This window comes from Pedobacter ginsengiterrae, from assembly GCF_039537385.1.
In the GTDB taxonomy this organism is placed as follows: Bacteria; Bacteroidota; Bacteroidia; order Sphingobacteriales; family Sphingobacteriaceae; genus Pedobacter; species Pedobacter ginsengiterrae.
The window spans coordinates 111,219-136,546 of sequence record NZ_BAABAK010000015.1 but is presented as its reverse complement, the minus strand read 5'-3'; the positions used below and the strand labels follow the sequence as shown (position 1 = coordinate 136,546).

The 25,328-nt window shown below is 40.1% G+C and carries 21 protein-coding genes; 10 read left to right on the top strand and 11 right to left on the bottom strand.

Going from position 1 to position 25,328, the window contains the following annotated elements; genetic code table 11:
• Positions 1-202 precede the first annotated feature (202 nt).
• The 4 genes from ABD692_RS13650 (at position 203) to ABD692_RS13635 (ending at position 7,451) form a co-directional block, all read left to right on the top strand.
• Positions 203-3,559 (top strand): TonB-dependent receptor, encoded by a 3,357-nt coding sequence (locus ABD692_RS13650; RefSeq protein ID WP_344767855.1) that lies wholly within the window; start codon positions 203-205, stop codon positions 3,557-3,559.
• A gap of 12 nt (positions 3,560-3,571) precedes the next feature.
• Positions 3,572-5,080 (top strand): RagB/SusD family nutrient uptake outer membrane protein, encoded by a 1,509-nt coding sequence (locus tag ABD692_RS13645; RefSeq protein WP_344767853.1) that lies wholly within the window; start codon positions 3,572-3,574, stop codon positions 5,078-5,080.
• An 11-nt stretch (positions 5,081-5,091) separates the two neighbouring features.
• Positions 5,092-6,513 (top strand): PKD domain-containing protein, encoded by a 1,422-nt coding sequence (locus tag ABD692_RS13640; protein ID WP_344767851.1) that lies wholly within the window; start codon positions 5,092-5,094, stop codon positions 6,511-6,513.
• Between the two features lie 68 nt (positions 6,514-6,581).
• Positions 6,582-7,451, top strand: a complete 870-nt coding sequence (locus ABD692_RS13635; RefSeq protein WP_316755441.1) for a glycoside hydrolase family 16 protein — start codon at positions 6,582-6,584, stop codon at positions 7,449-7,451.
• Between the two features lie 186 nt (positions 7,452-7,637).
• Here the strand turns inward: ABD692_RS13635 and ABD692_RS13630 are convergent, their stop codons facing one another.
• Positions 7,638-8,159 (bottom strand): hypothetical protein, encoded by a 522-nt coding sequence (locus ABD692_RS13630; protein ID WP_316755442.1) that lies wholly within the window; start codon positions 8,157-8,159, stop codon positions 7,638-7,640.
• A gap of 134 nt (positions 8,160-8,293) precedes the next feature.
• On the opposite strand from ABD692_RS13630, the gene ABD692_RS13625 reads away from it, so the two are divergent.
• Positions 8,294-9,349: a serine hydrolase domain-containing protein gene (locus ABD692_RS13625; RefSeq protein ID WP_344767848.1), complete on the top strand. Its 1,056-nt coding sequence runs from the start codon at positions 8,294-8,296 to the stop codon at positions 9,347-9,349.
• Between the two features lie 16 nt (positions 9,350-9,365).
• Here the strand turns inward: ABD692_RS13625 and ABD692_RS13620 are convergent, their stop codons facing one another.
• The gene (locus ABD692_RS13620) at positions 9,366-9,758 is read right to left on the bottom strand and encodes a winged helix-turn-helix transcriptional regulator (protein WP_344767846.1); all 393 of its coding nucleotides are present in this window, start codon (positions 9,756-9,758) and stop codon (positions 9,366-9,368) included.
• A gap of 101 nt (positions 9,759-9,859) precedes the next feature.
• Here ABD692_RS13620 and ABD692_RS13615 point away from each other — a divergent pair, with 101 nt between their 5' ends.
• On the top strand, positions 9,860-10,237 hold the full coding sequence (locus tag ABD692_RS13615; RefSeq protein ID WP_344767844.1) for a DoxX family protein: 378 nt from the start codon (positions 9,860-9,862) through the stop codon (positions 10,235-10,237).
• A 203-nt stretch (positions 10,238-10,440) separates the two neighbouring features.
• Here ABD692_RS13615 and ABD692_RS13610 read toward each other — a convergent pair whose 3' ends face one another.
• From ABD692_RS13610 to ABD692_RS13600, 3 genes are all read right to left on the bottom strand, one after another.
• Positions 10,441-11,700, bottom strand: coding sequence for an MFS transporter (locus ABD692_RS13610; RefSeq protein ID WP_316755452.1), 1,260 nt, complete (start codon positions 11,698-11,700; stop codon positions 10,441-10,443).
• Between the two features lie 17 nt (positions 11,701-11,717).
• Positions 11,718-12,152 carry a MarR family winged helix-turn-helix transcriptional regulator gene (locus ABD692_RS13605; RefSeq protein WP_344767841.1) on the bottom strand — a complete coding sequence of 145 codons (435 nt, stop codon included), beginning with the start codon at positions 12,150-12,152 and terminating at the stop codon, positions 11,718-11,720.
• A 120-nt stretch (positions 12,153-12,272) separates the two neighbouring features.
• The gene (locus ABD692_RS13600) at positions 12,273-12,461 is read right to left on the bottom strand and encodes a hypothetical protein (RefSeq protein ID WP_344767839.1); all 189 of its coding nucleotides are present in this window, start codon (positions 12,459-12,461) and stop codon (positions 12,273-12,275) included.
• Between the two features lie 154 nt (positions 12,462-12,615).
• On the opposite strand from ABD692_RS13600, the gene ABD692_RS13595 reads away from it, so the two are divergent.
• Both ABD692_RS13595 and ABD692_RS13590 read left to right on the top strand, forming a co-directional pair.
• Positions 12,616-13,491 carry an oxidoreductase gene (locus ABD692_RS13595; RefSeq protein ID WP_344767837.1) on the top strand — a complete coding sequence of 292 codons (876 nt, stop codon included), beginning with the start codon at positions 12,616-12,618 and terminating at the stop codon, positions 13,489-13,491.
• 86 nt (positions 13,492-13,577) lie between these two features.
• A complete protein-coding gene (locus ABD692_RS13590) occupies positions 13,578-14,381 on the top strand; it encodes an AraC family transcriptional regulator (RefSeq protein ID WP_344767835.1) in 804 nt (267 codons plus the stop codon).
• Between the two features lie 329 nt (positions 14,382-14,710).
• Here the strand turns inward: ABD692_RS13590 and ABD692_RS13585 are convergent, their stop codons facing one another.
• The 5 genes from ABD692_RS13585 to ABD692_RS13565 form a co-directional block, all read right to left on the bottom strand.
• Positions 14,711-15,322: a GIN domain-containing protein gene (locus ABD692_RS13585; RefSeq protein ID WP_344767833.1), complete on the bottom strand. Its 612-nt coding sequence runs from the start codon at positions 15,320-15,322 to the stop codon at positions 14,711-14,713.
• A gap of 275 nt (positions 15,323-15,597) precedes the next feature.
• Positions 15,598-16,932, bottom strand: a complete 1,335-nt coding sequence (locus ABD692_RS13580; protein WP_344767831.1) for a paraquat-inducible protein A — start codon at positions 16,930-16,932, stop codon at positions 15,598-15,600.
• A 33-nt stretch (positions 16,933-16,965) separates the two neighbouring features.
• Positions 16,966-18,291, bottom strand: coding sequence for a paraquat-inducible protein A (locus ABD692_RS13575; RefSeq protein ID WP_344767829.1), 1,326 nt, complete (start codon positions 18,289-18,291; stop codon positions 16,966-16,968).
• Between the two features lie 534 nt (positions 18,292-18,825).
• Positions 18,826-19,512 (bottom strand): MarR family winged helix-turn-helix transcriptional regulator, encoded by a 687-nt coding sequence (locus ABD692_RS13570; protein ID WP_316755470.1) that lies wholly within the window; start codon positions 19,510-19,512, stop codon positions 18,826-18,828.
• 17 nt (positions 19,513-19,529) lie between these two features.
• Entirely contained in the window at positions 19,530-20,723 is a 1,194-nt protein-coding gene (locus tag ABD692_RS13565) for an oxygenase MpaB family protein (protein WP_344767826.1), read from the bottom strand.
• Positions 20,724-21,502: 779 nt separating this feature from the next.
• Between ABD692_RS13565 and ABD692_RS13560 the strand changes: the two genes are divergently transcribed.
• Together ABD692_RS13560 and ABD692_RS13555 are read left to right on the top strand one after the other, a co-directional pair.
• Complete coding sequence (locus tag ABD692_RS13560) at positions 21,503-21,886, top strand: hypothetical protein (RefSeq protein ID WP_344767824.1); 384 nt, start codon at positions 21,503-21,505, stop codon at positions 21,884-21,886.
• Between the two features lie 174 nt (positions 21,887-22,060).
• Positions 22,061-22,315: a cyclic nucleotide-binding domain-containing protein gene (locus tag ABD692_RS13555; RefSeq protein WP_344767822.1), complete on the top strand. Its 255-nt coding sequence runs from the start codon at positions 22,061-22,063 to the stop codon at positions 22,313-22,315.
• A gap of 27 nt (positions 22,316-22,342) precedes the next feature.
• Here the strand turns inward: ABD692_RS13555 and uvrA are convergent, their stop codons facing one another.
• Positions 22,343-24,847: an excinuclease ABC subunit UvrA gene (gene uvrA / locus ABD692_RS13550; RefSeq protein ID WP_344767820.1), complete on the bottom strand. Its 2,505-nt coding sequence runs from the start codon at positions 24,845-24,847 to the stop codon at positions 22,343-22,345.
• Between the last annotated feature and the right edge of the window lie 481 nt (positions 24,848-25,328).

Genomic DNA, 25,328 nt, shown 5'->3' with positions numbered 1-25,328 from the left:
TCATCACTTTGTGGTGGTTTTAGAATATAGCTTAACTAAAAAAACCGGAAGCGCGGCAACGCTCCCGGAATATAATTAAGGCTTTATTCTAATCGTAAAATTGTGAGATACAACTATTATAAACCTAATAACCAAATATATGAATTTTTATACTGAATGGTTGCCCAACCCTAAGGGCCGCCTATCTAAATTTTTGTTGATTATGAAATTGACTTTTGTCTTATTAATCACTACGTTTCTTCAAATCAGTTATGCTGCCAAGGCGCAAAACGTAACACTTTCAGAAAAAAATACAACACTGCTTAATGTTTTTCGTAAGCTAAATAAGAGTGTAGGTTATAGCTTTTTATATAATACAGAACTGTTAAAAGAAGCTAAGCCGGTAACAATCGACATTAAAAATACCGATATAGGGGAAGCCTTAAGGCTGATTTTTAACGAACAGCCTTTAGGTTATACCATAAAAAACAACACAATTATTATTCATAAAAAATCTTTAGATGGAACGCTTTTGTTATTGAGAGCCTACATCGATATTAAAGGTAAAGTGGTAGATGAAACAGGGACACCAATGGTTGGGGCGAGCGTAAAAGTGAAAGGAACAAACCAGGGTATAATGACTGATGCCACGGGTTCTTTTGTTTTAAAAACGGTTGAAAATAATGCAATTCTTGTGGTATCGTACATCGGTTACGAGAATAAAGAAGTTAGTGCAACCGCTTCTGGGGATTTGACCATTCAGATGGTTCCACAGGCAGGCGTTCTTGCCGATGCAGTGGTAATTGGTTACGGCACGCAAAAGAAAAGCGTTGTAACGGGTGCAATTTCTCAGGTTAAGGGAACTGATTTGGAAAATATGCCTGTTGTGCGTATAGAACAGTCTTTACAGGGTCGTACCTCTGGCTTAACCATTACAACAGCTTCTGGTCAGCCAGGAGAAGGCGCAACATTACGTATTCGTGGTACAACTTCAATTAATAATAGCGATGCTTTATACATTGTTGATGGTGTGCAGGTTGGTGGAGGTATAGATTACCTTAATCAGGCAGATATCGAATCGATCGAGGTTTTAAAAGATGCGGCATCTGGAGCAATTTATGGAGCAAGAGCTGCAAATGGTGTAATTATTATCACTACGAAAAAGGGAAGTAGAAACAGCAAAATGGCTGTCAATTACAATACTTATTTGGGTACACAAGCACCAGCAAGAAAATTAGATTTATTAAATGCTACACAATATGCTACAATTTATAATGAAGCAGAGTATGCGAAAACACCAGGGTTAGCTACCCCAAGATTTCCAAACCCAGCGCAATTAGGTGTTGGTACGGACTGGCAGGCTGCTGTTTTTAATAATGATGCAAGAATTCAAAATCATGAATTAAGCATGAGTGGCGGCAATGAAAAATCGACTTACTATACATCCTTTGGTTATTTTGACCAGGATGGAATCGTAGCAACAAGTAATTCTCAATACAAAAGATTTACAGCACGTTTTAATTCAGAACACCAGTTAACCAAAGCAATCAGGTTCGGACAAAACATTGGTTATACACGCACTAATTCTGTTGGCGTTGGTACCAATACAGAATATGGCTCGCCATTAAACAGAGCAATTAATATCGATCCGATTACACCAATAGTTGAAACAGACCCGGCAAAATACGGTGCAGCACCATATATTGGTAATCCTGTAGTAAGAAACGAAGCTGGTTTTCCTTATGGAATTTCGCAATATGCACAATCAGAAATCTTAAACCCTGTTGCTGCACTACAAGTTGCACAAGGGAAAGGATGGTCGGATAAGGTGGTTGCAAATGCTTTTGTTGAAGCCGAAATCATTAAAGGCTTAAAAGTCAGGTCACAAGGTGGGGTAGATTTAGCCTTTTACGGTAGTGAGAGTTTTACGCCGATTTATTATCTGAATTCAATTAACCAAACCACGATCACCTCTTATAATAGAAATGCGAACAGAGGTCTTTTCTATTCATTGGAAAATACCATCAGTTACAACAGGCAAATTGAAAAACACAACATTACAGGTTTAATCGGTTATTCTTTCCAAAAAAACAGAGGCGAAACGCAAGGGGGGACCAAAGATGGTATTCCAGTAACCAATATTAAAGATGCTTCATTACAGTTCCCTGTTTCAAGGGCAAATGATGTATTTTATGGTGGCGAATACTTAAATACTTTAAACTCGGCTTTCGCTCGTTTAACTTATAACTATGATGAAAAATATCTTTTAACAGGTATTATCCGTAGAGATGGTTCTTCCCGCTTCGGACCAAATAATAAATTTGGTTACTTCCCTTCTGGTTCAGTAGGCTGGGTAGCCAGTAAAGAAGATTTCTTCCCTAAAAATCCTTATGTAACCTTTGTTAAATTCAGAGGTTCTTATGGCGTAGTCGGTAATGATAATATCGGAGACTTCAGATATCTATCTACCGTAAGTGGTGGTAGAAACTTTACACTGGGTAGTTCGGCAGGATTGGTTAACGGGGTTAGTCCTGATGCTTTATCAAACCCGGATTTAAAGTGGGAGCAAACTTCATCAACCGATATTGGTGTTGATATGAACCTTTTTGGCAACTTCACTTTAACAGCAGATTGGTATAAGAAAAAAACTACTGGTATGCTTTTGCAAATTGCCGTACCAGGTTATGTTGGTAATGCTGGCCCAATCGGTAACGTAGCCGATTTATCTAACAGAGGTTTTGAACTGGAGTTAGGCTATCAAAAAAGACTAGGCGAATTCTCGTTAAAAGTAAATGCAAATGGTGCATTTGTTAAAAATAATATCGATTTCTTAGGTGATGATAAAGAATATTTAGGCGGCCAAACCGTTACACCACAAGCTTTGGAAATTACCCGTACTAAAGTTGGTTATGCAATTGGTTCATTCTATGGATATAGAAGTGATGGTTTGTTCCAAAACCAGACGCAGATTAATAACTATAAAAATCAGGGAGGCGGTTTAATTCAACCAAATGCAAAACCTGGTGATATTAAATTTATTGATTTAAACGGTGATGGTCAGATCAACAACGACGATAGAGAAATCATCGGCAATCCTACGCCAGATTTCACTTATGGTATGACGGTAAACTTAGCCTACAAAGGTTTTGATTTAGTGGTACTTGGTCAGGGTGTTGCAGGTAATCAAATCTTTAATGCTTTAAGAAGATTCGATTTACCAACTGCAAATTACACAACCGATATTTTAAACCGCTGGACTGGTGAGGGAACAAGCAATACAATTCCAAGGGTAACTTTAGATGACACAAACCAGAACTATAGCCGTGTTTCGAGCATTTTCTTAGAAAGTGGTTCTTACTTCAGAATTAAAACTTTACAAGTTGGCTACACACTTCCTAAAAATCTGGTAAGAAAAGCAGGTTTAGATAAAGTAAGATTTTATGTAATGGCCAATAACCTGGTAACATTTACAAAATATACAGGCTACGATCCAGAAATTGGAGGTGGAAGTTATGGCGTTGATCGTGGTTTTTATCCACAGGCAAGAACCTTTTTTGCTGGTTTAAATGTTGGTTTTTAATTATTGTAAAAAATGAACAATAAAAATTTTAAGACACTAGCGGCAATAGTTGCTGTTATGTTAGTTTTTGTATCGTGTAAGAAAGAATATTTAGAGTTAACACCTAGAGGAACCGCTTTGGAAGATAACTTTTATAAAAATGAAGGCGAGGTGATGCAAGGTGTTATTGCCGTTTACGATGTAATACAATGGGGTACAACAGGAGGTTACACGATGAAAATGCCTTTGTTAAGCGCTGCATCCGACGATTGTTTTGCAGGCGGTAGTAATGCTTCCGATCAGCCGAACTGGGTTGCCTACGATAACTTTAATATGAATTCTAGCGTTGGTCCTCAGGTTGGTTTATGGAATAAAAACTATAGTGGAATTAACCGGGCAAATGTACTCTTAAGTAAAATCGATAAAGCGACAACACTTAGTGCTGCTTTTAAAACAAGGGTAACTGCCGAAACTAAATTCCTGAGAGCTTATTTTTACTTTGATTTGGTAAGATGGTTTGGAAACGTCCCCCTTATTACCAAAGTTTTGGAAACAAGCGAGCTATATGCCCAAACGCAATCTACACCTGCTCAGATTTATGCGCAGATCGAAAAAGATCTAAGAGATGCGATTCCAGGGTTACCAATTACAATTTCAGATGCTGAAAAAGGAAGGATTTCTCAGGGCGCTGCAAAAGCACAACTAGGCAAGGTTTTACTTTATCAGAATGATAATGCAAAAATGACCGAGGCTGCAACTTTATTTGAAGATATTAATAGAGTTGGAAATCCTTACGGATACTCATTGCTGCCAAACTATGCTGATATCTTTAACCCGGCAAATAAATTCAATGCCGAGGCTATTTTGGAAATTCCTCATTCAAACAATGCTGCCTGGTCTGATTGGGGTTACATCAACGGTGGAGAGGGAAATGTTGGAACTCAGTTTGTTGGTATGGATAGCTATAACGGCGATACTTACTCAAGCGGATGGGGTTTTTGCCCGATAACTTTAGATTTGGTTAATGTAATGAAAAACGATCCTCGGTTTGCCGCAACCATTATAGATGGGGCTGCATTAAAAGCCGCAGGTGCAACTTACAATGGCCGTTATCAAAACACTGATTATTTCATTAAAAAATACGCGCCTTTAAAAGCATTTCGCTCGGCGAGTGGGGTTGCAGAACAAAACTGGCCAATTGATGAAATTGAAATTCGTTTGGCAGATACGTATTTAATGCAGGCAGAAGCTTTGATTAGAGGTGGCGGTAGCGCCGCTCGTGCTAAAGAACTGCTGGATGCGGTAAGAGCCCGAGTTGGTTTAGCTTCGATTCCAGCAACGCTTGATAACATTTATGCCGAGCGCAGATTAGAACTTGCTACAGAAGGCCATCGTTTCTTTGACTTAGTCAGAACGGGTAGAGCTGTTGCTGTTTTAGGCCCATCGGGATACAAAGCCGGCAAAAGCGAGTATTTACCAATCCCTTTAAACGAAATCGAAGTTACCAAAGGCGGTATTAAACAAAATCCAGGTTACAACTAAACGGTATTGAAATGAAATTATTTAAAAACAAAATAAATGTATCAATCTTGCTTAGTCTGGGTTTGATATTTAGCATACTGGTTTCTTGCAAAAAGAGCGAAACCACTAAAGATATTGGTATTCCGCCAACGGCTGCAGAAATTCAGTTTAATGCAACGCCTACAACAGCAAATCCAAATATCATCGCTTTTAAAAGCATATATAATGGGATTAATGCCCATTGGGATTTTGGCAATGGCGCTACTGCCGATGGAAACGATGTCCAGTCATCTTACCCTATTGCAGGTACTTACACAATTAAGTTAACAGTTCTGGCCGATGGTGGTTCTGTTTCAACAACTAAAACCGTTACCATTGCATCAACCAATACCAGTATGCTAAGTGATCCAGCTTATACTTTGCTCTCAGGTGGGGTGGCAAATGCTGCGGGTAAGGTTTGGGTAATCGATCAGACTCAACCAGGTCATTTAGGCGTGGGCCCGGTAACTTCACAAGCTCCCGATTGGTATCAGGCTGGCCCGAATGAGAAAGCAGGATTAGGTTTTTACGATGATGAAATGACCTTTGCAATGGGCTCAACATCTCTTAAATACACTTACGCTAACAACGGAACTACATTTGCCAATGCATCAAACGCAACTGGTATTGGTGGCCCTGTTGGTAGCAACGATCCGACTGTAAATTACACCCCTCCAACAAATCTAACCTGGATTTTAAATGATGTAGCAGGTGTTAAATACATCAACATCAGTAATAATGGATTTATCTCTTACTATTTAGGGGTATCATCTTATCAAATTCTATCCCTAACAGCCGATGAAATGTGGTTAAGATGCCTTGATAAATCTAATGCAGGTAATGCATGGTATTTAAAATTAATCAGGAAAGGTTATGTCAGACCAATAGTTCCACCTGTGCAAAAACCAATACAGGCCGCCAATTTATCTGATGATTTTCAAGCGGCAACTGGTATGGCCTGGGTAGCTGAAAATATAGATTATAACCACAGTTACGATAATCCATTTAAATTCCCTTCAAATACGTCATCAAAAGTGGCTTATTACGAAAAAAGAACAGGGAATGATGGTCAGTATGGAAATTTAAACATCACACTGCCTTATCGTTTTGATCTGGCTGCAAAAAATAAAATCCGACTAAAAGTATTTATCCCTGGCGGAAATGATTTTACAAAAGTTGCACCTACGGTTTCGGTTAAGTTACAAAACTCGTTACTGGGTGGTAATGCTTACACCACTCAGATCGAGATTGTTAAAACCATCACTGCCGCTCAATATAATACATGGATACAACTGGAATTCGATTACTCAGCTTCTGCAAGTCAAACCTTGTACGATAAAATTGTGGTTCAGTTAGGTGGCGAAGGACATCCAAATCCAGGTATATTTTATATCGACGATTTCGAGTTTAAATAATAAGCATACAAGCAGTTTGAAGTTATTTTTCAAACTGCTCTTTTAATTTTTTTAAAATGATGGATTCAGTGAAGTACTTTAAAAAAGCGGCCTTTACAGCATTGGCGATTACGGCAATAGGATTAACATCCTGCTCGAAAAAAACACCAGAGGGTGGGCCAGTTTATGTGCCACCTGTAGCGGTAACACCCGTTGATAAAGGTTGGGTTTTCGACACTACACCAGCCTGGAGCGATGAGTTTACCAACGTAGGCGCCCCATTAACTTCTAATTGGGATTACGATACAGGCGGTAGCGGCTGGGGAAATAACGAGTTGGAATATTATACAAATACAACCAACAATGCAAGTGTTGCCAATGGGATTTTGAGTATAACAGCTAAAAAGGAAAGTATGGGCGGGATGAATTACACATCATCGAGAATGGTGACACGAGGGAAGTTAGATGCCTTGTACGGCCGATTCGAGATAAAGGCTAAGCTGCCTTCCGGAAGAGGCACCTGGCCTGCAATTTGGATGTTACCAACCGAGAGAGCCTATGGTGATTGGCCAAAATCAGGTGAAATCGATATTATGGAACATGTTGGTTACGATCAGGGTAACGTTCATTTTTCTACCCACACCGAAGCTTATTATTTTAAAATCAATACCCAAAAAACCATCACAAAGAAAATTGATGATGCAAGTACAGCTTTTCATGTTTATCGGGTAGACTGGACACCATATGCAGTAAGGGGATATTACGACGATGTTAAAGTATTTGAATTCGCAAACGAAGGGACAGGTTACAAAGCCTGGCCTTTTGATAAGAAGTTTCACCTTCTTTTAAATGTCGCGGTTGGTGGCGATTGGGGTGGAGCACAAGGCATAGATGATTCCATCTGGCCACAAAAAATGGAAGTCGATTACGTTCGGTATTATAAAATGATCGAAAAATAGGCTTCAGGTTAGTTTAATTGTAAGCCGCCAAGAAATTGGCGGTTTTTTTATATTCTAGAAAAATAAAAACTCTTAAAAAAAGAACGGGGATAAATCATACCGACCTATCCCCGTCATCTAAATTAACGCTCTCATATATATAAACAACCAAAAAGGCGAATTATTATACCGAGGTGAAAATATTTTTTATTTTTTTACCGCTGGTTTTTTTGCAGCTGCTTTTGGTTTCTTTTCTGCTACTGGAGCTTCTTCAGTTATTTCTGCTTTTTTCTTAGCAGGCGCTTTTACTTTTTTAGGCTCATCAGTAGTTTCTGTAGCTTCAACTTCTTTTTTCTTAGCGGGCGCTTTTGCTTTTTTAGGCTCATCAGTAGTTTCTTTAACTTCAGCTTCCTTTTTCTTCGCAGGCGCTTTTGCTTTCTTTACTTCTTCAACGGGTGCTTCTACGACAACTTCTGCTACTTTAGGCTCATTAGCCTGTTGTAAATAAATTGCTAAAATTTGTTTTAAATAAACCTCTGGCTTGGGCATATTAATAATTGTACCAGGCTCTTTATCCTGAGATTGTTTAATATATGCCGATTTAATCTTACCCCAATCTTTAGAATAAAGTCTGATAAACATTTCAACAAACTGTTCATCTGTATATTTTTTAGGCAACCTACCCAGCACTGCCTGAATTTTTTCTTCTTTTTTATGTAATACCGCCATCGATTTTATTTTCAGCAAAGATAGCCTATATTACAGATAATCATCTAAATAATACGGTTTAAACTTTTTTTTGATTTGATGGTCTCACCAATATGAAGCAATTCTGCGCAATAACCATAATGGTATGCTACTGTATGATCTCGTTTTCCCTGCAGTTGAAGGCACAAAATTTCGATAAAGTAGATGCCTGGCTTAATACTCATGCGGGTGCGATGGGCGGCAGGGTTTATCTGCTGCTCTATAAAGATGGAAAAGTGGTGTATTCTAAAGGCGTAAGCGAACTCAGTGGGAAGCAAAAAATGCTTGGTAAAATCCTGGCAAAAAGGCAAGGTAATGCGGCCGATTTTAGCGATTATACCGCTTCAACCAAACAACAAATTGCAAGCTGCAGCAAATGGTTAAGTGCAGCCCTGGTTATGACTTTTGTTGATGAAGGCAAACTAAAACTAAGCGATACCGTTGGCAAGTTTCTCCCGGTGCTTACCAGAAATGGAAAGGGAAATATTACCATCAGCGATTGCCTGTCTCACCTGACGGCTATAAAATCGCCCGATTTAAAAGAAAGTTTAAACCAAATGCGCCAAACGGGCAGCATGGATGAGGCAATAGAAAAAATTGCCGCTTTACCAATGGAAGGAAAGCCTGGAAAGGTATTTCGCTACAGCAATACAGGTTTGCAAATTGCAGGCGCAGTTATCGAAAAAATAAGTGGTAAAAGTTTCCAAACTTTATTTGCCCAGCGCATAGCGAAACCCTTAGATATGAAAAATACCGATTTCGGGAACGGAAAAGTAGCACTTCCGGCAGGAGGAGCTAGCAGCACACCGAACGACTATATGAATATGTTAATCATGTTGCTAAACAAGGGCACCTTTAATGGTAAAAGGATTTTATCAGAAAATAGCGTAAACCAAATGCAGGTTAACAGGGTAACAAGCGATGTGCTCAAAGCTTACGCACCAACCGAGGCGGGCAATTTTGGATACGGCTACGGCGAATGGATAATGCAAAATAATACGGGCAATCAGCCGAGTATTGCCCTTACCAGCCCTGGTTTATTTGGTAGCTTCCCGTGGATCGATAATCAGAAAAAAACAGCAGGGTTTTTAATGGCTTTTTATCTCAATAATAAAGGGCGACACGAATATTATGTAACCTTAAAAAAGCTGGTAGATGAAGCGCTGCAATAAATAGCATCTTTTTAAATTAACCCAAAACCTCTTCTAAAACAGGGGCGGTTTTTCTATTCATTACCAGTCTTTCTCTATGTTGCATTCCCCAATTCCTCAGCTCATCAATTACCCGATCCAGCGAACCACTATATTCGGTTAATTCGTAAGTTACCGTCACGGGCGTAGTGGAAAACACCTTGCGAATCACAAACTCATTCAATTCTAAATCTTTCAGCTCTTTCGATAAAATTTTAGGCGTAATGTCGCCAATCGATTTCTGAATCTCATTAAAACGCTTCGGGCCATCCTGTAAAGTAAGTATTAAAGGCAGTTTCCATTTCCCATTTAATACATAAAGCGCATCTTTTACCGCGTTTAAACTAGCGCTACACGTTTCTTTAGTATGGTTTTCTTTCCTAAATGCCATGGTGTAAAGTTAAAAGCTTTCCTAAACGATACCGCTATCCTTTTGGAAAGTAATATCTTTTAGATAGTAAAAGTACATAAGTTTACATCAAAATAAAGAACATGAACACAAAAACAATTAAAATTACTTATTGGATATCAACGGCTATAGTTTCGTTAATGATGATTTTCTCCTCTTATTCCTACTTCACTAATCCCGAAGTTAAACAGGGCTTCCAACATCTGGGTTTTCCCGATTATTTTAGAGTAGAGTTAGCCATCGCAAAAATATTAGGCGCAATTATTTTGCTCGCACCAATCAAAGAACAAGTAAAAGAATGGGCCTATGCTGGTTTCGCAATTACTTTTATTTCTGCATTTATTGCCCACTCCGCATCGGGCGATCCTATAAACAATCGCATCGGACCAATTGTGTTCTTGGTGGTTTTAGCTCTGTCGTACTTTACTTACCACAAAGCAAAATCAGTTGCAACTCTATAAAAAAATATGGGCGTTCCTCCAATCCCGAAAAGAGGGATTGGAGGCGGGCTTTCCAGGGCTTCGCTTCGCTGCGGTACCGATAAAAAAATCGGTACTAAACCCTGACAATCCCCTAACTCGAAAAACCCGTCAATTTTTAAGATTATAGTTCACTAATCTCCTGTTAACCGCTATTCGGTTTTTGATCTATAGCCGTATCATAGTTAAATTTTTTCCAAAACAAGCTCACTTACAGGTTTAACAGCCTGTTTGTTTTTAATTTCTCCTTTAAATAATCTTCGGTACGATAAACAACCAATCAATACAGCAATCGCACCCTGGAATAACACGGTGTTTTGCGTGCCAATAAGCTGCGAAATACTGCCGATAACAAGTCCGCCCAGCGGTTGCATGCCAAAGAATGCCATTGCGTAAAAGCTAATTACACGGCCACGCATATTCGGGTCTACAGTAGTTTGAATTAAGGTATTACTTATTGTAATTTGCGACATCATCCCAAAACCAGAGATCGTTGCAAAAACCAATGCAACAGGATAAAATGTGGTGTGAGAAAACAAAGCCAAACCTGCACCAAATATTAAGGTGTTAATGGCTAATATTTTTCTTAAATTCTTTCCAGGCTTTAACGAGGCCAGAAATATAGCACCTGTAAATGCACCCAATCCAATCACACTATCAATTACCCCAAATGTAGAAGCTGTTCCTTTAAAAATGTCTTTAGCATAAACAGGAATTAAAGTGCTAAACGGCAGTACAAATAAGCTAATCAGCGCCAGCATAATTAAAACGTAAGCAATAGATGGTGTTGCTTTTATATATGCAAAACCCTCTTTCAGCTCGCCTATTACATTTTTAGTATGCGGTTTTGAAATGTATTTTGGAAGCCTCATCATCATTAAAGAGCCAATAACGGCAATAAAACTCACCGCGTTTAAACCAAAACAAACATCATCACCTAACTTTTCTAAAGCCAAACCTGCCAGGCCAGGACCAATTAACCTCGAAAGGTTTACCATCGATGAGTTTAGGGCAAGCGCATTGGGCAAATCTTCTTTATTATCAACCATCTCGTAAACCAGCGATTGCCTTGCGGGTACATCAAAAGCATTAATCAGCCCCAGTAATGCACTTAGCGCAATAATTTGCCACATCTCGTAATGTTTGGAGAAAATTAAAATGGTCATTAAAACGGCCTGCACCATCGAGGCAATTTGTGTAATTAAAAGCAGTTTATACTTATCATACCGATCGGATGCAACACCGCCAATAAAAGAGAAGATGAAGGATGGAAACAAGCTGGCAAAGAGCGTAAGCCCAAGCATGAAATTAGAATGTGTTTGTTCGTAAACAACCCAGCTTACGGCTGTTTTCTGCATCCATGTTCCAATTAAAGAAATGGATTGTCCGCCAAAGTAAAGGCGATAGTTTCGACTCTTAAATGCATTAAATGTACTGATGTTCATAATTCAAGGCCATCTGATTAGAAATTAACCAGTTTCGTTAAAGGACCTATAGCTTCTTTTAAAATTAATTGTTCTTGTTCTGTGCAAACTTCTGCAATGGCTTTGCTTAACCACTCATCGCGTTCATGCCTTACTTGTTCGAGCATTTCCTTACCCTGTGCCGAAATGGAAATATGAACCTTCCGCTTATCGTCCAGTGAAGCCGTTTTTGATACTAAATGGAGTTCGCTAAGGTGATTTAAAATAGCACCCATAGATTGAGGCGTTATTTTTTCGATAACAGCAAGTTCGGCAGAGAGCAGATATTCATTTTGTTCCAGCAGAACCAGAATAGATCTTTCTGTTTGCGAAAGAACAGTATCCGAAGGAGAAAGCTTTCGTAGTTTTCGATTGAGTCTGGCTAAAACCGGGCGAAGTGCCGAAGCGATTGCATTACTTTTTTCTGTACTCATTATTGTAAGTCAAACTTATAAGTTTACCTTACAAATATAGGGTAATATCAGCTATACATTAAAACAATAAAATTAATTTACATTTAACAGATTTAATCCTTTTAAAATACAGTAAGCCTACTATTTCCAGCCCTTTTGCATTTTTTTATAGGCTTTTCTACTAACTTTCGAATGCTTTTTCGAACGCGACTTACCTTTTTTCTTACGGGCATTAATGTTATTAACCAACGAATTTTTAACCCCTAGTTTATTTTTCTTTGTACCTTTTTTCTTCTTTTTGCCAGTCGACTTCTTTTTACCTTTTGCCATTACCTCATTGTTAATAATCTATTAATTCATAACATCCAGCAGCTAAGAAAAGTTTAAGAAAATGGTTGAGCTTTTTAACAAAATAGATTGAGCCTCTTAACAAAACAGTAATGTGTTAAGCAAGCTAACTTTGAGCTAAATAAAAATTTAGACAATGGAAAAAGTTTGGTTTATAACAGGTAGTTCCCGAGGATTGGGAAGAAGCCTAACAAAAGCAGTTTTAGCAAAAGGAGATCAGGTAGCCGCTACAGCAAGAGATATAAATTCACTAAAAGATTTGGTTGAAAGCTATCCAGGGCAGATCTTTCCGGTCACTTTAAACGTAACCGATTACGATCAGGTACAGATCGCGGTCAAGGCGGCAATTAAACATTTCGGTCGAATCGATGTGCTGGTAAATAATGCAGGTTTCGGAATTGTAGGAGCAGCAGAAGCTTTCACAGATGAACAGGTTCGCAGTCAGCTCGAAACAAACCTGTATGCACCCATCGAAATCACCAGAGCTGTTCTGCCTTTTATGCGCAAACAAAAATCTGGGCGAATACTTCAAATATCTTCGATAGGCGGTAGGGTTGGTAACGCTGGCGTAAGCATTTATCAGGCAGCAAAATTTGGATTGAGTGGTTTCAGCGAAGTGCTGGCCAAAGAAGTAGCCGATTTAGGGATTTTAGTTACCAGTGTAGAACCAGGTGGCTTCCGCACAGATTGGGCAGGCGATTCTATGACTTATGCTGAAAAAATTGAGGGTTACCCATTGGTAGATCAAAGAAGTGATTTCTTCCAAAGTGGAGATTTTATTCCTATGGGCGATCCTGAAAAAGCAGCCAGGGTAATGATCGATTTGGTTGATCACCCACAGCCACCCATTCATCTGGTTTTAGGAAGCGAAGCAATAGGAATGCTTAAACATGCCGATGCCAGCAGAAGCGAAGAAATGGAAAAATGGATGCAGGTAAGTTTATCAACCGATCATGATGAATCGACAAATTTTCTCGATTCAGAACTGGGTAAATCTTTTACCAAAAAATAATTAATAAGCTAAATATGGAGGTGGTTTTTTTTACTACCTCCATAATTAATTTGTTTCTATCAAAATCATAATACTAAATTTAACCTATGGCAAATCATCCTGAGCGTAAAGGCATCCTTTTTTCCTGCTACCATCAAAAAAGCAGCGAGGGCGAACAGTTTATTCCCAATCATACCTTCGGATATGTAATTTCAGGTAAGTCAGAAATATTTATTGGCGGTAGAAAATACGTTTTTAATGAAGGCGATTTTAGATTCTTCAGAAGAAACCAGTTAGCGAAGTACACCAAATTCCCGGCGGCAAATGGCCAGTACAAGTCAGTTTCGATAATTCTCGATCAGGAAACGCTCCAGGCGGTAAGTACCGAATATAACTTACAAATGCAAGCCCCTAATTACAGCATATATGGATTAGAACTCGAACCTAAAAAGTTATTACAAACCTTCATGGAATCGATAACACCATTTCTAGATCAGAAAAATAATTTTAATGAAGCACTTACCTCTTTAAAAGTTAAAGAAGCGATCCTAACTCTGCTGCAAACCAATCCCGAATTAAAAGATGTACTCTTCGATTTTACAGAACCAGGCAAAATTGATCTGGAGGCTTATATGAACGAACACTACAAGTTCAATGTAGATATTTCCAGATTTGCTTATTTAACAGGCAGAAGCTTGGCAACTTTTAAAAGAGATTTCGAGAAAATATATCAGACCTCGCCAAGTCGCTGGATTCAACAGAAAAGATTAGCAGATGCGCACTACCTTTTAAAGGAGAAAGGTTGGAAATCATCTGATGTGTATATGGAGGTTGGATTTAAAGATTTTTCTCACTTTTCATTTGCCTTTAAAAAAGCTTATGGGATATCCCCATCGAAATTAAGCGCATAAACAAAGCACCAACCATTTGGCAGGTGTGTGAAGGTAATTACTAGGAAATTTTCCATAATAGATTGGACGGCTATTAAAGTGGTAGCCAAAGCTCCTTTTGTGCTAGAGTAGCGCTGCGGGATAGACCATGGTGACCGGCTCTGCCAGGCTACCAACGCTTTGAAATAGGGTAAGCGTTGGTAGTTAAAATCGGTAGAAAAAATAGCAAGGTCATTTTATAGCATCATCAGTCTAGATAATAGTTCCAAAGATATGAGCCCTGGAGAAAACTTCATTAAATAACAAAGCCGCCTTAATGGGCGGCCAAATTATATCAAGAGTTGGTTTTTTTATTTTGCTAAATTCATGGCATTTTGTTCAGCTGCCATAATCGCTTCCGAGGCATAAGAAGCTGATCGTTGACTTGCAAAATTATTAAGCTTCAAATTTTTCTGATTACTTGCGATGATCGTGCTCTGATCAGCAGTACCGTTTAGTTTCAATACCGCATCATCATTCACTACTGAATATAAACTTGCGGTTGTAGTTTTGATCCTAGCTGTAGCACTATGGTGTAAGAATAACTGCAGGTATTTTACATCCAGGTTATTAGTGGTTATCACTTGCGACTGACCGTAAGCTTCTATTCTTTCTAAATTTTTAACAGTAACGTTAAGGGTAACCTCACCAGTTTCGGTTGAATTAACAACTAGAATTTTACCATTACTGTAAACCGAAGTTTTTGCAGGGTTAAAATTTTCTCCGCCTTCTACAGATTGTTTATCGCCCTGTGTTAAAACGATTTTTACATTCCCACTTACCCAAATCCTATCAAAAGTTTTAATTGAAGATGTTTTTATATCTGTTGTAACAGGCTCGGTGGCGAGCGTTGCCATAGCTGAAGAAGTTAATACTACTGCTGTTAATGCTGCTGCGAATAATGTTTTTGCTAATGTTTTCATGACTGTATGTTTTAGAGATTTGCTTATGTTTTTTGTTAATAAGACGACCTCAACCCCCAAACGTTGCATGCAAAAACGCAGTATTATACCAGCAAGAGCAACCAATAGACCAACGCCTGTAATTCCTCGACCAACGGCATTACTAAAAAAATATAATATTTCCCATGTTGATCGCTAGAGCTTAAAATGTGCCTATCGATTGATCTGGGCAGAGTACTAACGGCAATTATTGAAATAGATATATCCTTCCACTCTACATAAGGAATACCTTCGGGCTAACATGGCCCATTCCGCTCATCAATACGCTTCAATAAATAAGAAAGTAGCTTTGCAAACGCAACATAAGCGACAAATACAAAAAAACCTGGCTGCAAAGCAGAATTATTTTCGGTAACCGTTTTTAGCGTATCATTTTCAATATTTAAGCCTGAAAGCTGACTCTTCAATATTCCGTTTAGCCCGATGTAAGTCATGGCGATACCAACAACCATTACATCTGCCATATCCCATTTACCCAGATCGAATGCCATAAAGCGAAGCACTTTTGGGTTTTTAAATAAGTGACTGCAGGAAATGTGTATGGCCCTGGCTAATAAGCGAAGCAGTGGCAATACGACTACAAACACCATCAGCAATACCCCAACCAATACCGCATCTGGTTTAGGCTGCTCGATTAGTGTACTTATAATACCAATTATACTTTTACTCTGGAAAAACAACACCTGGTTGGTAAAAGCCAGCTTATCACCCATTAGGGCAAACTCCAGCGATTGGATCCTGGCATCCACTTCTATAATCGGGGAGACTACGCCGACTGCTAACAACACCACCGCAAAAAGGAGGGACATAATAAATAAGGGAACATGCAGGTGCGCCCGTTTCCTGAAAATGAGCCAGAGTAGCAAAGCAATCGCCACCGATATAATCATCACGAAAGAATATTGATGACTGGAGTCTGTAATCTGATCAAGCTTTGCCTTTACAACCTGATCAAAATCGGTCGAATTCTTAACCTTATATTTTTGGTAAATGGTTTGCTCAACGGTTGTGATGGTGGTATCTGTACGATCGTAAGTTTGAGCCTCGAGTTCATCAACCTTGCTGGTAGCAATGCCCTTAATCCTTTTTAAACTTGCCGGACTGGTAATTTTTACCACAATAGTGCGGGCAAAAGAGGGAACCTGCGCATGGAGTTCATCCACATCTACAAACGCATCAAAAGCAAGTTTTTTAAGCTTCGACCCAAGGCCCTTCTTCGGCTTGGTAAAATCAGCCACGGCTTTATTGACCATACCATGCAATTCCTTTTCTACCTGTTCCTGCATGTCGGCCTTTTGCTTGCCGGTGAGCTTAAAGCCCTTCACCCGCCGATCTACAACGGCCGAGATTTTTTCGCCCCATCTGTCAACAGAGAAAATGCCAAAAGTAATGTTATTGGACAGGCTGTAATCTTCCTTAATGCGTTTCTGTTCAAAAGCGAGCTGATAAAAACGGTATCCCGAAAAAGCCGTCGCCAATAACAGTATAGATAAGCCGGCAATCAGCAGGGCAGGTGCCCATCGGCTTTTTTTTGCTGATCTCTCGGAAGTAGAATTTGTGTTGGTCGCCATAAAAATTAATCAAAAAGCGTTAAGCATAACCCGTTAATGCGCATCATGTGGTGTAATAAACTTTAAAATTGTTGACAGGATAAGCCCATACAGCACAAAGCTGATGAAGATAATGTAACCTGGCTGTAGTGCGGTATTATTGGTGGTGAGAATAGTTAGCGAATCATTTTTAATGTTCAGCGCCTGCAATTGTCCCTCCAACAAACCATTTAAACCGATATAGGCCATCAGTATGGCAATTACTATCACATCGGCCATGCTCCACTTGCCCGATTGAAAAGCAAAATATTTCACGATGCCATTCTCGGCCAGTTTTTTTCTGCCCAAAAGGTGTATGCCTGTAGAGCTCAGTTTAACTACCGGGAAAAGAATACTAAAAGCCAGTATCAGCACCCCAACGAGAATCGAATCTATACCAGGCTGCCCGATTAATACCCGTACCACATCCATAATGCTTTTGCTCTGGAAAAACAGTACCTGATCTTTAAAGATTACATGCTCGCCCAGCAATACAAAATCGAGGGAACGGATGCGGGCATCTACCTCAATCATTGAGGCGGTAAGTCCGACGGCCAGCAAAATAAAGGCAAACAGTAAAGACATCACAAAAAGTGTTACATGCAAATCCCGTCGGCCTCGCAAAGCCCACCATGAGAAAAGCACCACAGTAATACAGGCCAGCATACCAAAAGAATAGGTATAGGTTTTACTGCGGATATCGTCCAGGGTTGCCGTTAACTTTTTATTGAGTTCATCGGTAGAATTTACCTGGTAGCGGCCATACATAGCCTTTACTGCAGCATCTTTTGCTACAAAGGCACTATCCGAACTTTCTTCTTCAGCCAGCTCGTTAAATTCGCCGATGGCCATTTTACTTAGCTGCCGCTTATTTTTGGGGTTATCTACCTCGGCAATAATGGTGCGTGCGAAACCTGGGACCTGGGCTTTTATACTATCAGAGTTTACAAAGTTTTTAATGGCAAACTTCTGTATTTTACCGCTTATGGTTTTTTTAGGTTTATTTACCAGTGCCTCCGCCTTATCAATTAGGGCAAGCAAAACCTTTTCTACCTCGCTTTGCAAGACCTTCTTCTGCGTTTTAGTCATTTTAAGGTTGCGCACCTGCTTATGCACAATCCTGGACACATTATCCTTCCACTGCTGCACCGAAAACAGCCCATAGGTGATGTTGTTGATGTTAGAATAATCTTCCTTAATCTGCTCCTGCTGCCCGGAAAGTTTATGCAGCTTAAGCCCGAAATATCCTTCTGCACCCAGCAACATTGCCAGTGCCAATATGAGCAGGATCTTAGGGGTGTAAGATTTCCGTTCTGCCGTGTCTTTTCTTTGTGTTTCCAAGCTGTTTTGTTTTGGTTTACCTAACATTAGCGATACGGGGTGACTATTTTTGAAAAGCCAAAGGCCGCATTTAGTCGGGTCTATCGGCAAATAAAACCAACAAGGGAAAAAAAGGTTTTGTCAAGCATCAAATATTTTATACGCAGATATTTAGTAGCATTAACCTGCGATGATAGTGACCAACTCAACTTTAATAAAAGGGAGAAGATATTTGACGAAAATCAGCTTAAGAATCCAGTAAATATTAAAACAGTAAGGAGGGATTTGCTTAAAATAGCATATTAGGCTAGCAGAGGTTTTTAAACTGGAAAGAAAGCAAATGATGCATCTCTTTGCACGGGTTACCGGATTTGTCTTCATAAGTTTAAAAAATACCCTCCCGTTAAACTGATCTAGCCGGGGGAAAGACAAAAAATAAAAAAGCTAGTTGCGATTTTATATGTTGTTTCGACTTAACTAAAAAGCAATAATATTCTGCTTGATAAAATTAGAATGAAAAGGTAGTAATGAAAATATTCAATGTGAGTTTTGCTTTCACTTTGATGGCAGACTATCTTCAATAAAGTTCTTTAAATCTGATTTGCTCAGGATGGTTTTCTTCTGGTAATGATGCAGATGAAAATCTTCAAGTTTTTGAAGGAGGTACCCTAGGGTTAACTTTTCGCGAAGGCTTAGCTTTCCGCTTATCATTTTGCCAACATTGTTCATGTCGACAAATACGCTATACAGCAGCTCCCTTCCCTGGTCAGTTATTGCGATATGTTTACTTCTTTTATCATGAGCATCATTCCACTGACTTACTAAGTCTGCAGCAATTAGCCGGCGGATCACCTCTGTGCCAGATGTTTTCTCCTGCAGGTTATGTTTTATAAGTTCGGTTTTAGATAGATGGTCATGCGTCATCAGGATCGCGAGCGCGGTAAAATCTTCCGGGGTAATTAACGGGGTTTCTTCTAACGCTTTCTTGATATACATTTTAGCATAACGGCTCATAAATACGAGTAGCCGGCCGATGTTGTTATCCAGCTGATAGGCAACTTCAAGTGCTTTTTTATCACTGTTCCCGAATCTAACCTCTGGGTTTATATCCATTACTGAATTTTCAGACTTGTTGAGTAGAAAACCAGTAAAATGCTGAAGCGATATTTCCTTTTCAGGCTGTTCTTCCTCAAGTTCTTCAACGAGAGTAATTAACTGATGGATAAGGTGATAAGATTTCATGTTAGTGGCTCATTGGGTTAAGAGAATTCCCTCTGCTGAAGTTCCCTATTCTGTTTTTTGAAGGCGCTGTAGGCCTTATAATAAAGATGATTGCTATTGCCCTCTCTACTAAAGCTTTTGAAAAATTTCATCGCTCTTAACAGGGTTAGCTTATATCTGGGTAATTCTGGTCCGGGGACTTTGAGCATGTCTGCAACCTCACTACCCAATAGGTGCCGCATTAAGCCAAGTATATCGTTGTTACTCACTTTGCGTCTGTTTACTTTTAAAATGTGCTCTATAAGGGATTTTGTAAGTTCCTGCCCATGGGTAGAACTCCGAAAATGGCGCTTTTTAATTGCCAGATCGAGCTGTGTAGCCATTTTCCCGTTTTCTGGCAACAAGTCTTCGTCTAATCCACTGAAATAGCCCACCACCTTCCAGATGTGCAGAAATGCAATCTGTTCTGCATTGCTTATCTGAACACCTAGTTTACGCAGACCGCGAACTACGATTAAGGAAAAGGAAAGGTTTGTGCCGGCCATATCTTCCTGGTTAATTGGTGTGCCCAGGTTTTCATCCCACGTTCCACTTTGTAGCGTATAAAAGCGCACAGCCGAATGCACCAGGCGTATACGCAGGATATCGCTAAAAGCACTCCCGCCTTTAGCGAAAGCCTCAGGAGCCATCACATCCCATACAAAAACCGCAGTATCATAAAGGCGTTTTGTCGTTTGTTTTCTTATCTTCTCTGATAGATACAATACCATCGCCCCGTCGGCGGCGGTGTAGCAGTAAGGAAGCGATAATAAACCGAGTAAGGTCATAATATCCTGCGCGTGCTGCGCGAAAAAGGCCTGACCTGCGCTGATTAATTTTTTATCGGCCCATAGCGGTAATTCTCTGGCACAGGCGATAAACTCAAAGCCGGGAAACATCGAATCTAAATCGGCTGCTGTTGCCTTTCCTTCGAGCCAACGCCTCAACTGGTGTTTTCTCTCCTGATCGGCGAACACATAATTTATAAATGCATCAGCCGCCGGATCGCCAGTTTGCCGTTTTAAATTTAAAAATTCCTCGTTATAGATTCCCTTTACCATTATTTTAATCAATTCAAACTTCTGTTTGTACCGATAATAGTCACCATCGTCTGCTAAGAGAAAAGAAATTGAGTCGATACCCTCAAAACTTTCAGTCACCTCACTTTCAAAAGCCGCTCCGCCTTTGAACAATTCCGCAGAATTTGCTCTTTAATTCGCCTATTCAGTTTACAGTTGTATAAGATTTATTTTGCTAAAATTTCACTAGTTGAATTTAGGTAAAATTAATACAATATTGTATCAAAATAGTTTTAATGATGGGAAAACATCCTATTTAGAGTCCGTGTTTTATAACTTTTTTAGGAGGGCGAAATTCGGCGCTATATTGCTCGGTGAAAAGGGGATACATCGAAAGAGTAAATATTGCTTTGTTTTTTGCCGTATTTTGAAGTAATCCATGCAGACAAAAACGCGTTAATATACCTGCCATCTTTGACTAAATTGCATTTGCAAAACCAAATGACTAAAAAAACTCACGGCATAATACTCAAAAAGCATTGTTGTTGCGCTTAAAGGTGATCGCTGAGATTTATGAACTGAATTTCTCTAACACAATAAAACTCATCCTGAGCTCACCGAGATAGAAAAAAGTAGGGAAAAAAGTAATTTACTTAAGCAATTAGCAACAACAACAGAAACATTTACCCTAATTCTATTACAATTACCGGGATTATTTACCCTAATTCTGTGACAAGAAAGCAATTGATTTACCCTAATTTTGTGACAAATTGTAGTTTGAAATTAAAATTGGTCAATTCTTAGGTAAGGACGATTACGCAAATTGATGGTTGCCGAAACCATACTTTATTGAAAGTGACGACATCAAAAAGGAGGGCAAAAGTGTGCGGGGTATTTAAATTACTTGTATTTTAGATATTTGGAAATTAGTTATTACCCTTAAAATAAAGCAAATGAAAAGAATCCTGATTTTAATTTCCGCAATTATTACAGTTATCGGTTGTTCAAAGGAGAAGAGTAATGATCAGTTCGGGCCAGAAATTCGGTTGTCAAACAGCAGCCAACTTAACTTTAAAAACGTCATCGTTGATACTGGAACTGGGCAAGTAAATTTTGGTGACTTAGACTCGGGAAAGCAGACAGAATATAAAAAATTTACTAAGGCATACGGATATGCATTTGTCAAATTAGAAATTGACGGGAAGACTTACATAATTCAGCCAATTGATTTTGTTGGAGAGAAGCCTTTAACTGATGGTCGTTATGCTTACCAGCTTAGCATAAATGGGAATCCAGGTCAATACAGCGGTTTGAATTTAAAGTTGATTAAGGAATAAATACGTTATACCTCTAATCCATGGAAACCCTTTTACTCAGAAAGCTGGTAAATTTCATGTTCGTACATTTTCCCATTTTTAGAATAATTGAACATAAGCGTTTAGACTGCTGGCTTAATTGAAACCACAGCACTCAGAAAAGGAAAATTACATTTTTAGATCTATATTGTAGCAATGGCAAAAGAAGAGCTCATCAATTTCGTTAAGGCGAATATTCCCAACATTAGCGTTACCCCGGCGGGGCTTGAAACCATTGCTGCACATTTCGAGGAAATCGAGTTTTCAAAAAATGAATTTCTTTTAAAACAGGGAAAGGTAAGTGACTATTATTATTTGGCATCAGGTTTTCTAAGGGCTTTTACTTTCGATGAGGTGTGTATTACTACCGAAAAATGTTCTCAACTCGTAGCGAGGGAAAAAATGGAATAAATTTATTTACTTTTTTTTTGATCGCTGCTAGGTTTGAATTGGATCTAAATATTGTTGAAGAAAAGGTGCCGTTTTGCTTTCCTTCACGCTGGTTAGGCCATTTGCTGGTCCGGAGAATAGGATCTTACCTCCCAGATCACCCGCGCCAGGACCGATATCAATGATCCAGTCGCTTTGGGCAATAACCTGCATATCGTGTTCAACAACAATGACTGTATTTCCCGCATCGACAAGATGGTTGAGCTGGATGAGCAACTTTTCAACATCGCCGGGGTGTAGGCCTGTGGTGGGTTCGTCTAAAATGTATAAGGCGGAACCACTCTGACTTTTTTGGAGTTCGGTGGCGAGTTTGACCCGTTGTGCCTCACCACCAGATAAAGCTGTCGCGGATTGCCCGAGCTTGAGATAACCTAAACCAACTTCCCGCAGTATCTCAAGCGAACGGTAAACAGCTGGATCCTGAGCAAAAAAAGTAAAGCCTTCATCGACTGTCATTTCCAATACCTGGGCAATATTTTTCTCTTTATAAATCACCTGTAGTGTATCGGGATTATATCTTGTGCCCCCACAGGTTGGGCATGGGGTGTAGACGCTCGGTAAAAAAAGGAGTTCGACCATGATGTAGCCTTCTCCCAGGCAGTGCGGACAACGGCCTTTGGCGACATTGAATGAAAACCTTCCGGCATCATACTTTCTCTTTTTTGCAAGAGGAGTACTGGCAAAACGTTTTCTGACCAAATCAAATAAACCGGTGTAGGTTGCCAGATTGGATCTTGGGGTTCTTCCAATTGGTTTCTGATCGACCACGATTAGTCTGGAAATCTTTTCCAGTCCCGAGGTAATTTTTCCCTGAACAGCAGGGGTTTTTTCGTTTGGTTGCAGGTCTTTTGCAGGCTCAGAATCCCCTTCAATTTGCTGACCCAGGCCATTGGCAACAAGCTCAACCAAAACCTGACTGACCAGGCTGCTCTTTCCCGATCCTGAAATGCCGGTGACGCAGGTCATTACCCCAAGGGGAAAGTCTATGTCAAGGTTTTTAATGTTATGGCGTGTTGCCCCATCAAGGCTAAGCATGGACAGGGGTTTGCGCGGGTCAGCTAAGGGGCGAGGTGCCCTATCAAAAAGAAAGTTGCCTGTCATGGACTTGCTGACTTTCTTAAGACCTTCAGGCGGACCGCTGTAGATAATCTCTCCGCCCTGCGAACCCGCGCCCGGTCCAACATCAATGATCCAGTCTGCATTTCTGATCACTTCGATTTCATGCTCGACGACAAAAATACTGTTGCCTGCCTTTTTAAGTTTGTAGAGTATGTTTAGCAATGCCTGGGTATCGGCTGGATGTAACCCCGCCGAAGGCTCATCGAGTACATATACAACTCCGAAGAGGTTGGAATGCACCTGGGTTGCGAGCCGAAGTCGCTGTAGTTCCCCCGGGGATAGCGTTGGAGTACTGCGCTCAAGGGTAAGATAGCCTAAGCCAAGTTCAAGCATAACAGAAAGGCGTGAACTGATGTCTGCGGAAATACGTTGGGTGACAATTTGCTTTTCGTTCTTTGCCTCTTGGCTGGCATAATGATTAAAGATTTGTGAAAGAACCGAAAGCGGCAAACGGGAAAGTTCAGCGATATCTTTACCTTCGAAGCTAACCGAAAGGGATTCTTTGTTTAGACGCTTACCCTTACAAATCGGACAGGTGGCACTGATCATATACTGCCTGACCCTGTTTCTCATCAGCTCGGACTGGCTGGAAGAAAACGTTTTAAGGATGTAGGGTTTTGCGCCGATAAAGGTGCCCATATAATCCGGCGTTCTTTTATCGCGGATTGCTTTGGCGGTTTCTTTTGGCGTGAAGCCGGGATATACCGGGGCTGTGGGCGTTTCCTGGGTAAAGAGTATCCAGTCACGATCTTTTTTAGCCAGCTCTTTCCATGGCACATCCACATTGTAACCCATTGATACCAGGATATCCCTTTGATTTTGGCCCTGCCATGCTTTAGGCCAGGAAGCAATTGCACCTTCACGAATGCTAATATTGTCATCAGGAACCATAGTTTGCTCGTTTATCTCAAAGACACTTCCAAGTCCGTGACACTCCGGGCATGCACCTTGCGGCGTGTTGGGTGAGAACCCTTCCGCATATATAATGGATTGACCTTCTGGATAATCTCCTGCCCGGGAATAAAGCATGCGCAAAAGATTGGATAGGGTAGTGACGCTTCCTACAGAGGAGCGCGTACTGGATCCGCCCCGCTGTTGTTGAAGCGCTACCGCAGGTGGCAGACCTTCAATAGAATCTACCTCAGGTACACTCATCTGGTTAAAAAGCCGGCGGGCATAAGGGGAAACCGATTCGAGGTAACGTCTTTGGGCTTCAGCGTATAGCGTTCCAAAAGCCAGTGAGGATTTTCCTGATCCGGATACGCCGGTAAAAACCACCAGTTTATCCCGGGGGATTTCCAGACTGACATTTTTTAGGTTGTGCTCCCTTGCTCCGCGGACTAGGATCATCTCTTTACTGCTTTTTTCTCTCATGGAGGTTTCGCTTTGAAGTAACTAAGGTAATTTAGTTCTTTATGGTAATGTCTTTGCACAACGCCCGCAGCTTCCCAGCATCAAGGTTAGGTAAGCGAAAGCGTTAGCGTTTTAAAGCGCATACGCACGATGAATTAAACTACGGCAAAGCTGAAAAGTTTGGTTTGGGAATAAAAAATCAATTCGCAGTGTTAACCAGATGGCCTCAAAGCCCGCCGTCCAACTATAGTCAAATTTTCTACAACCAAAAATCTAAGCGCTATTTCAATTGAATCTGTTCTGGGCAGAAGTTGTGATAAGTATGAATAAAACAGGTGCAAATCCAACAAGCTTTTTTTATCGTGCTACTAAAATATTCAAGGTTTTCTCTTTCCATCTCAGTCCATTAGGGCATAGGTTTGGCTAAAATCTGTTGTAGCTTTTCCTACTTATCGTTTACAGCAAGCTGCTTGGAGATTGTTAATGGAAAGAGCGATGTTAG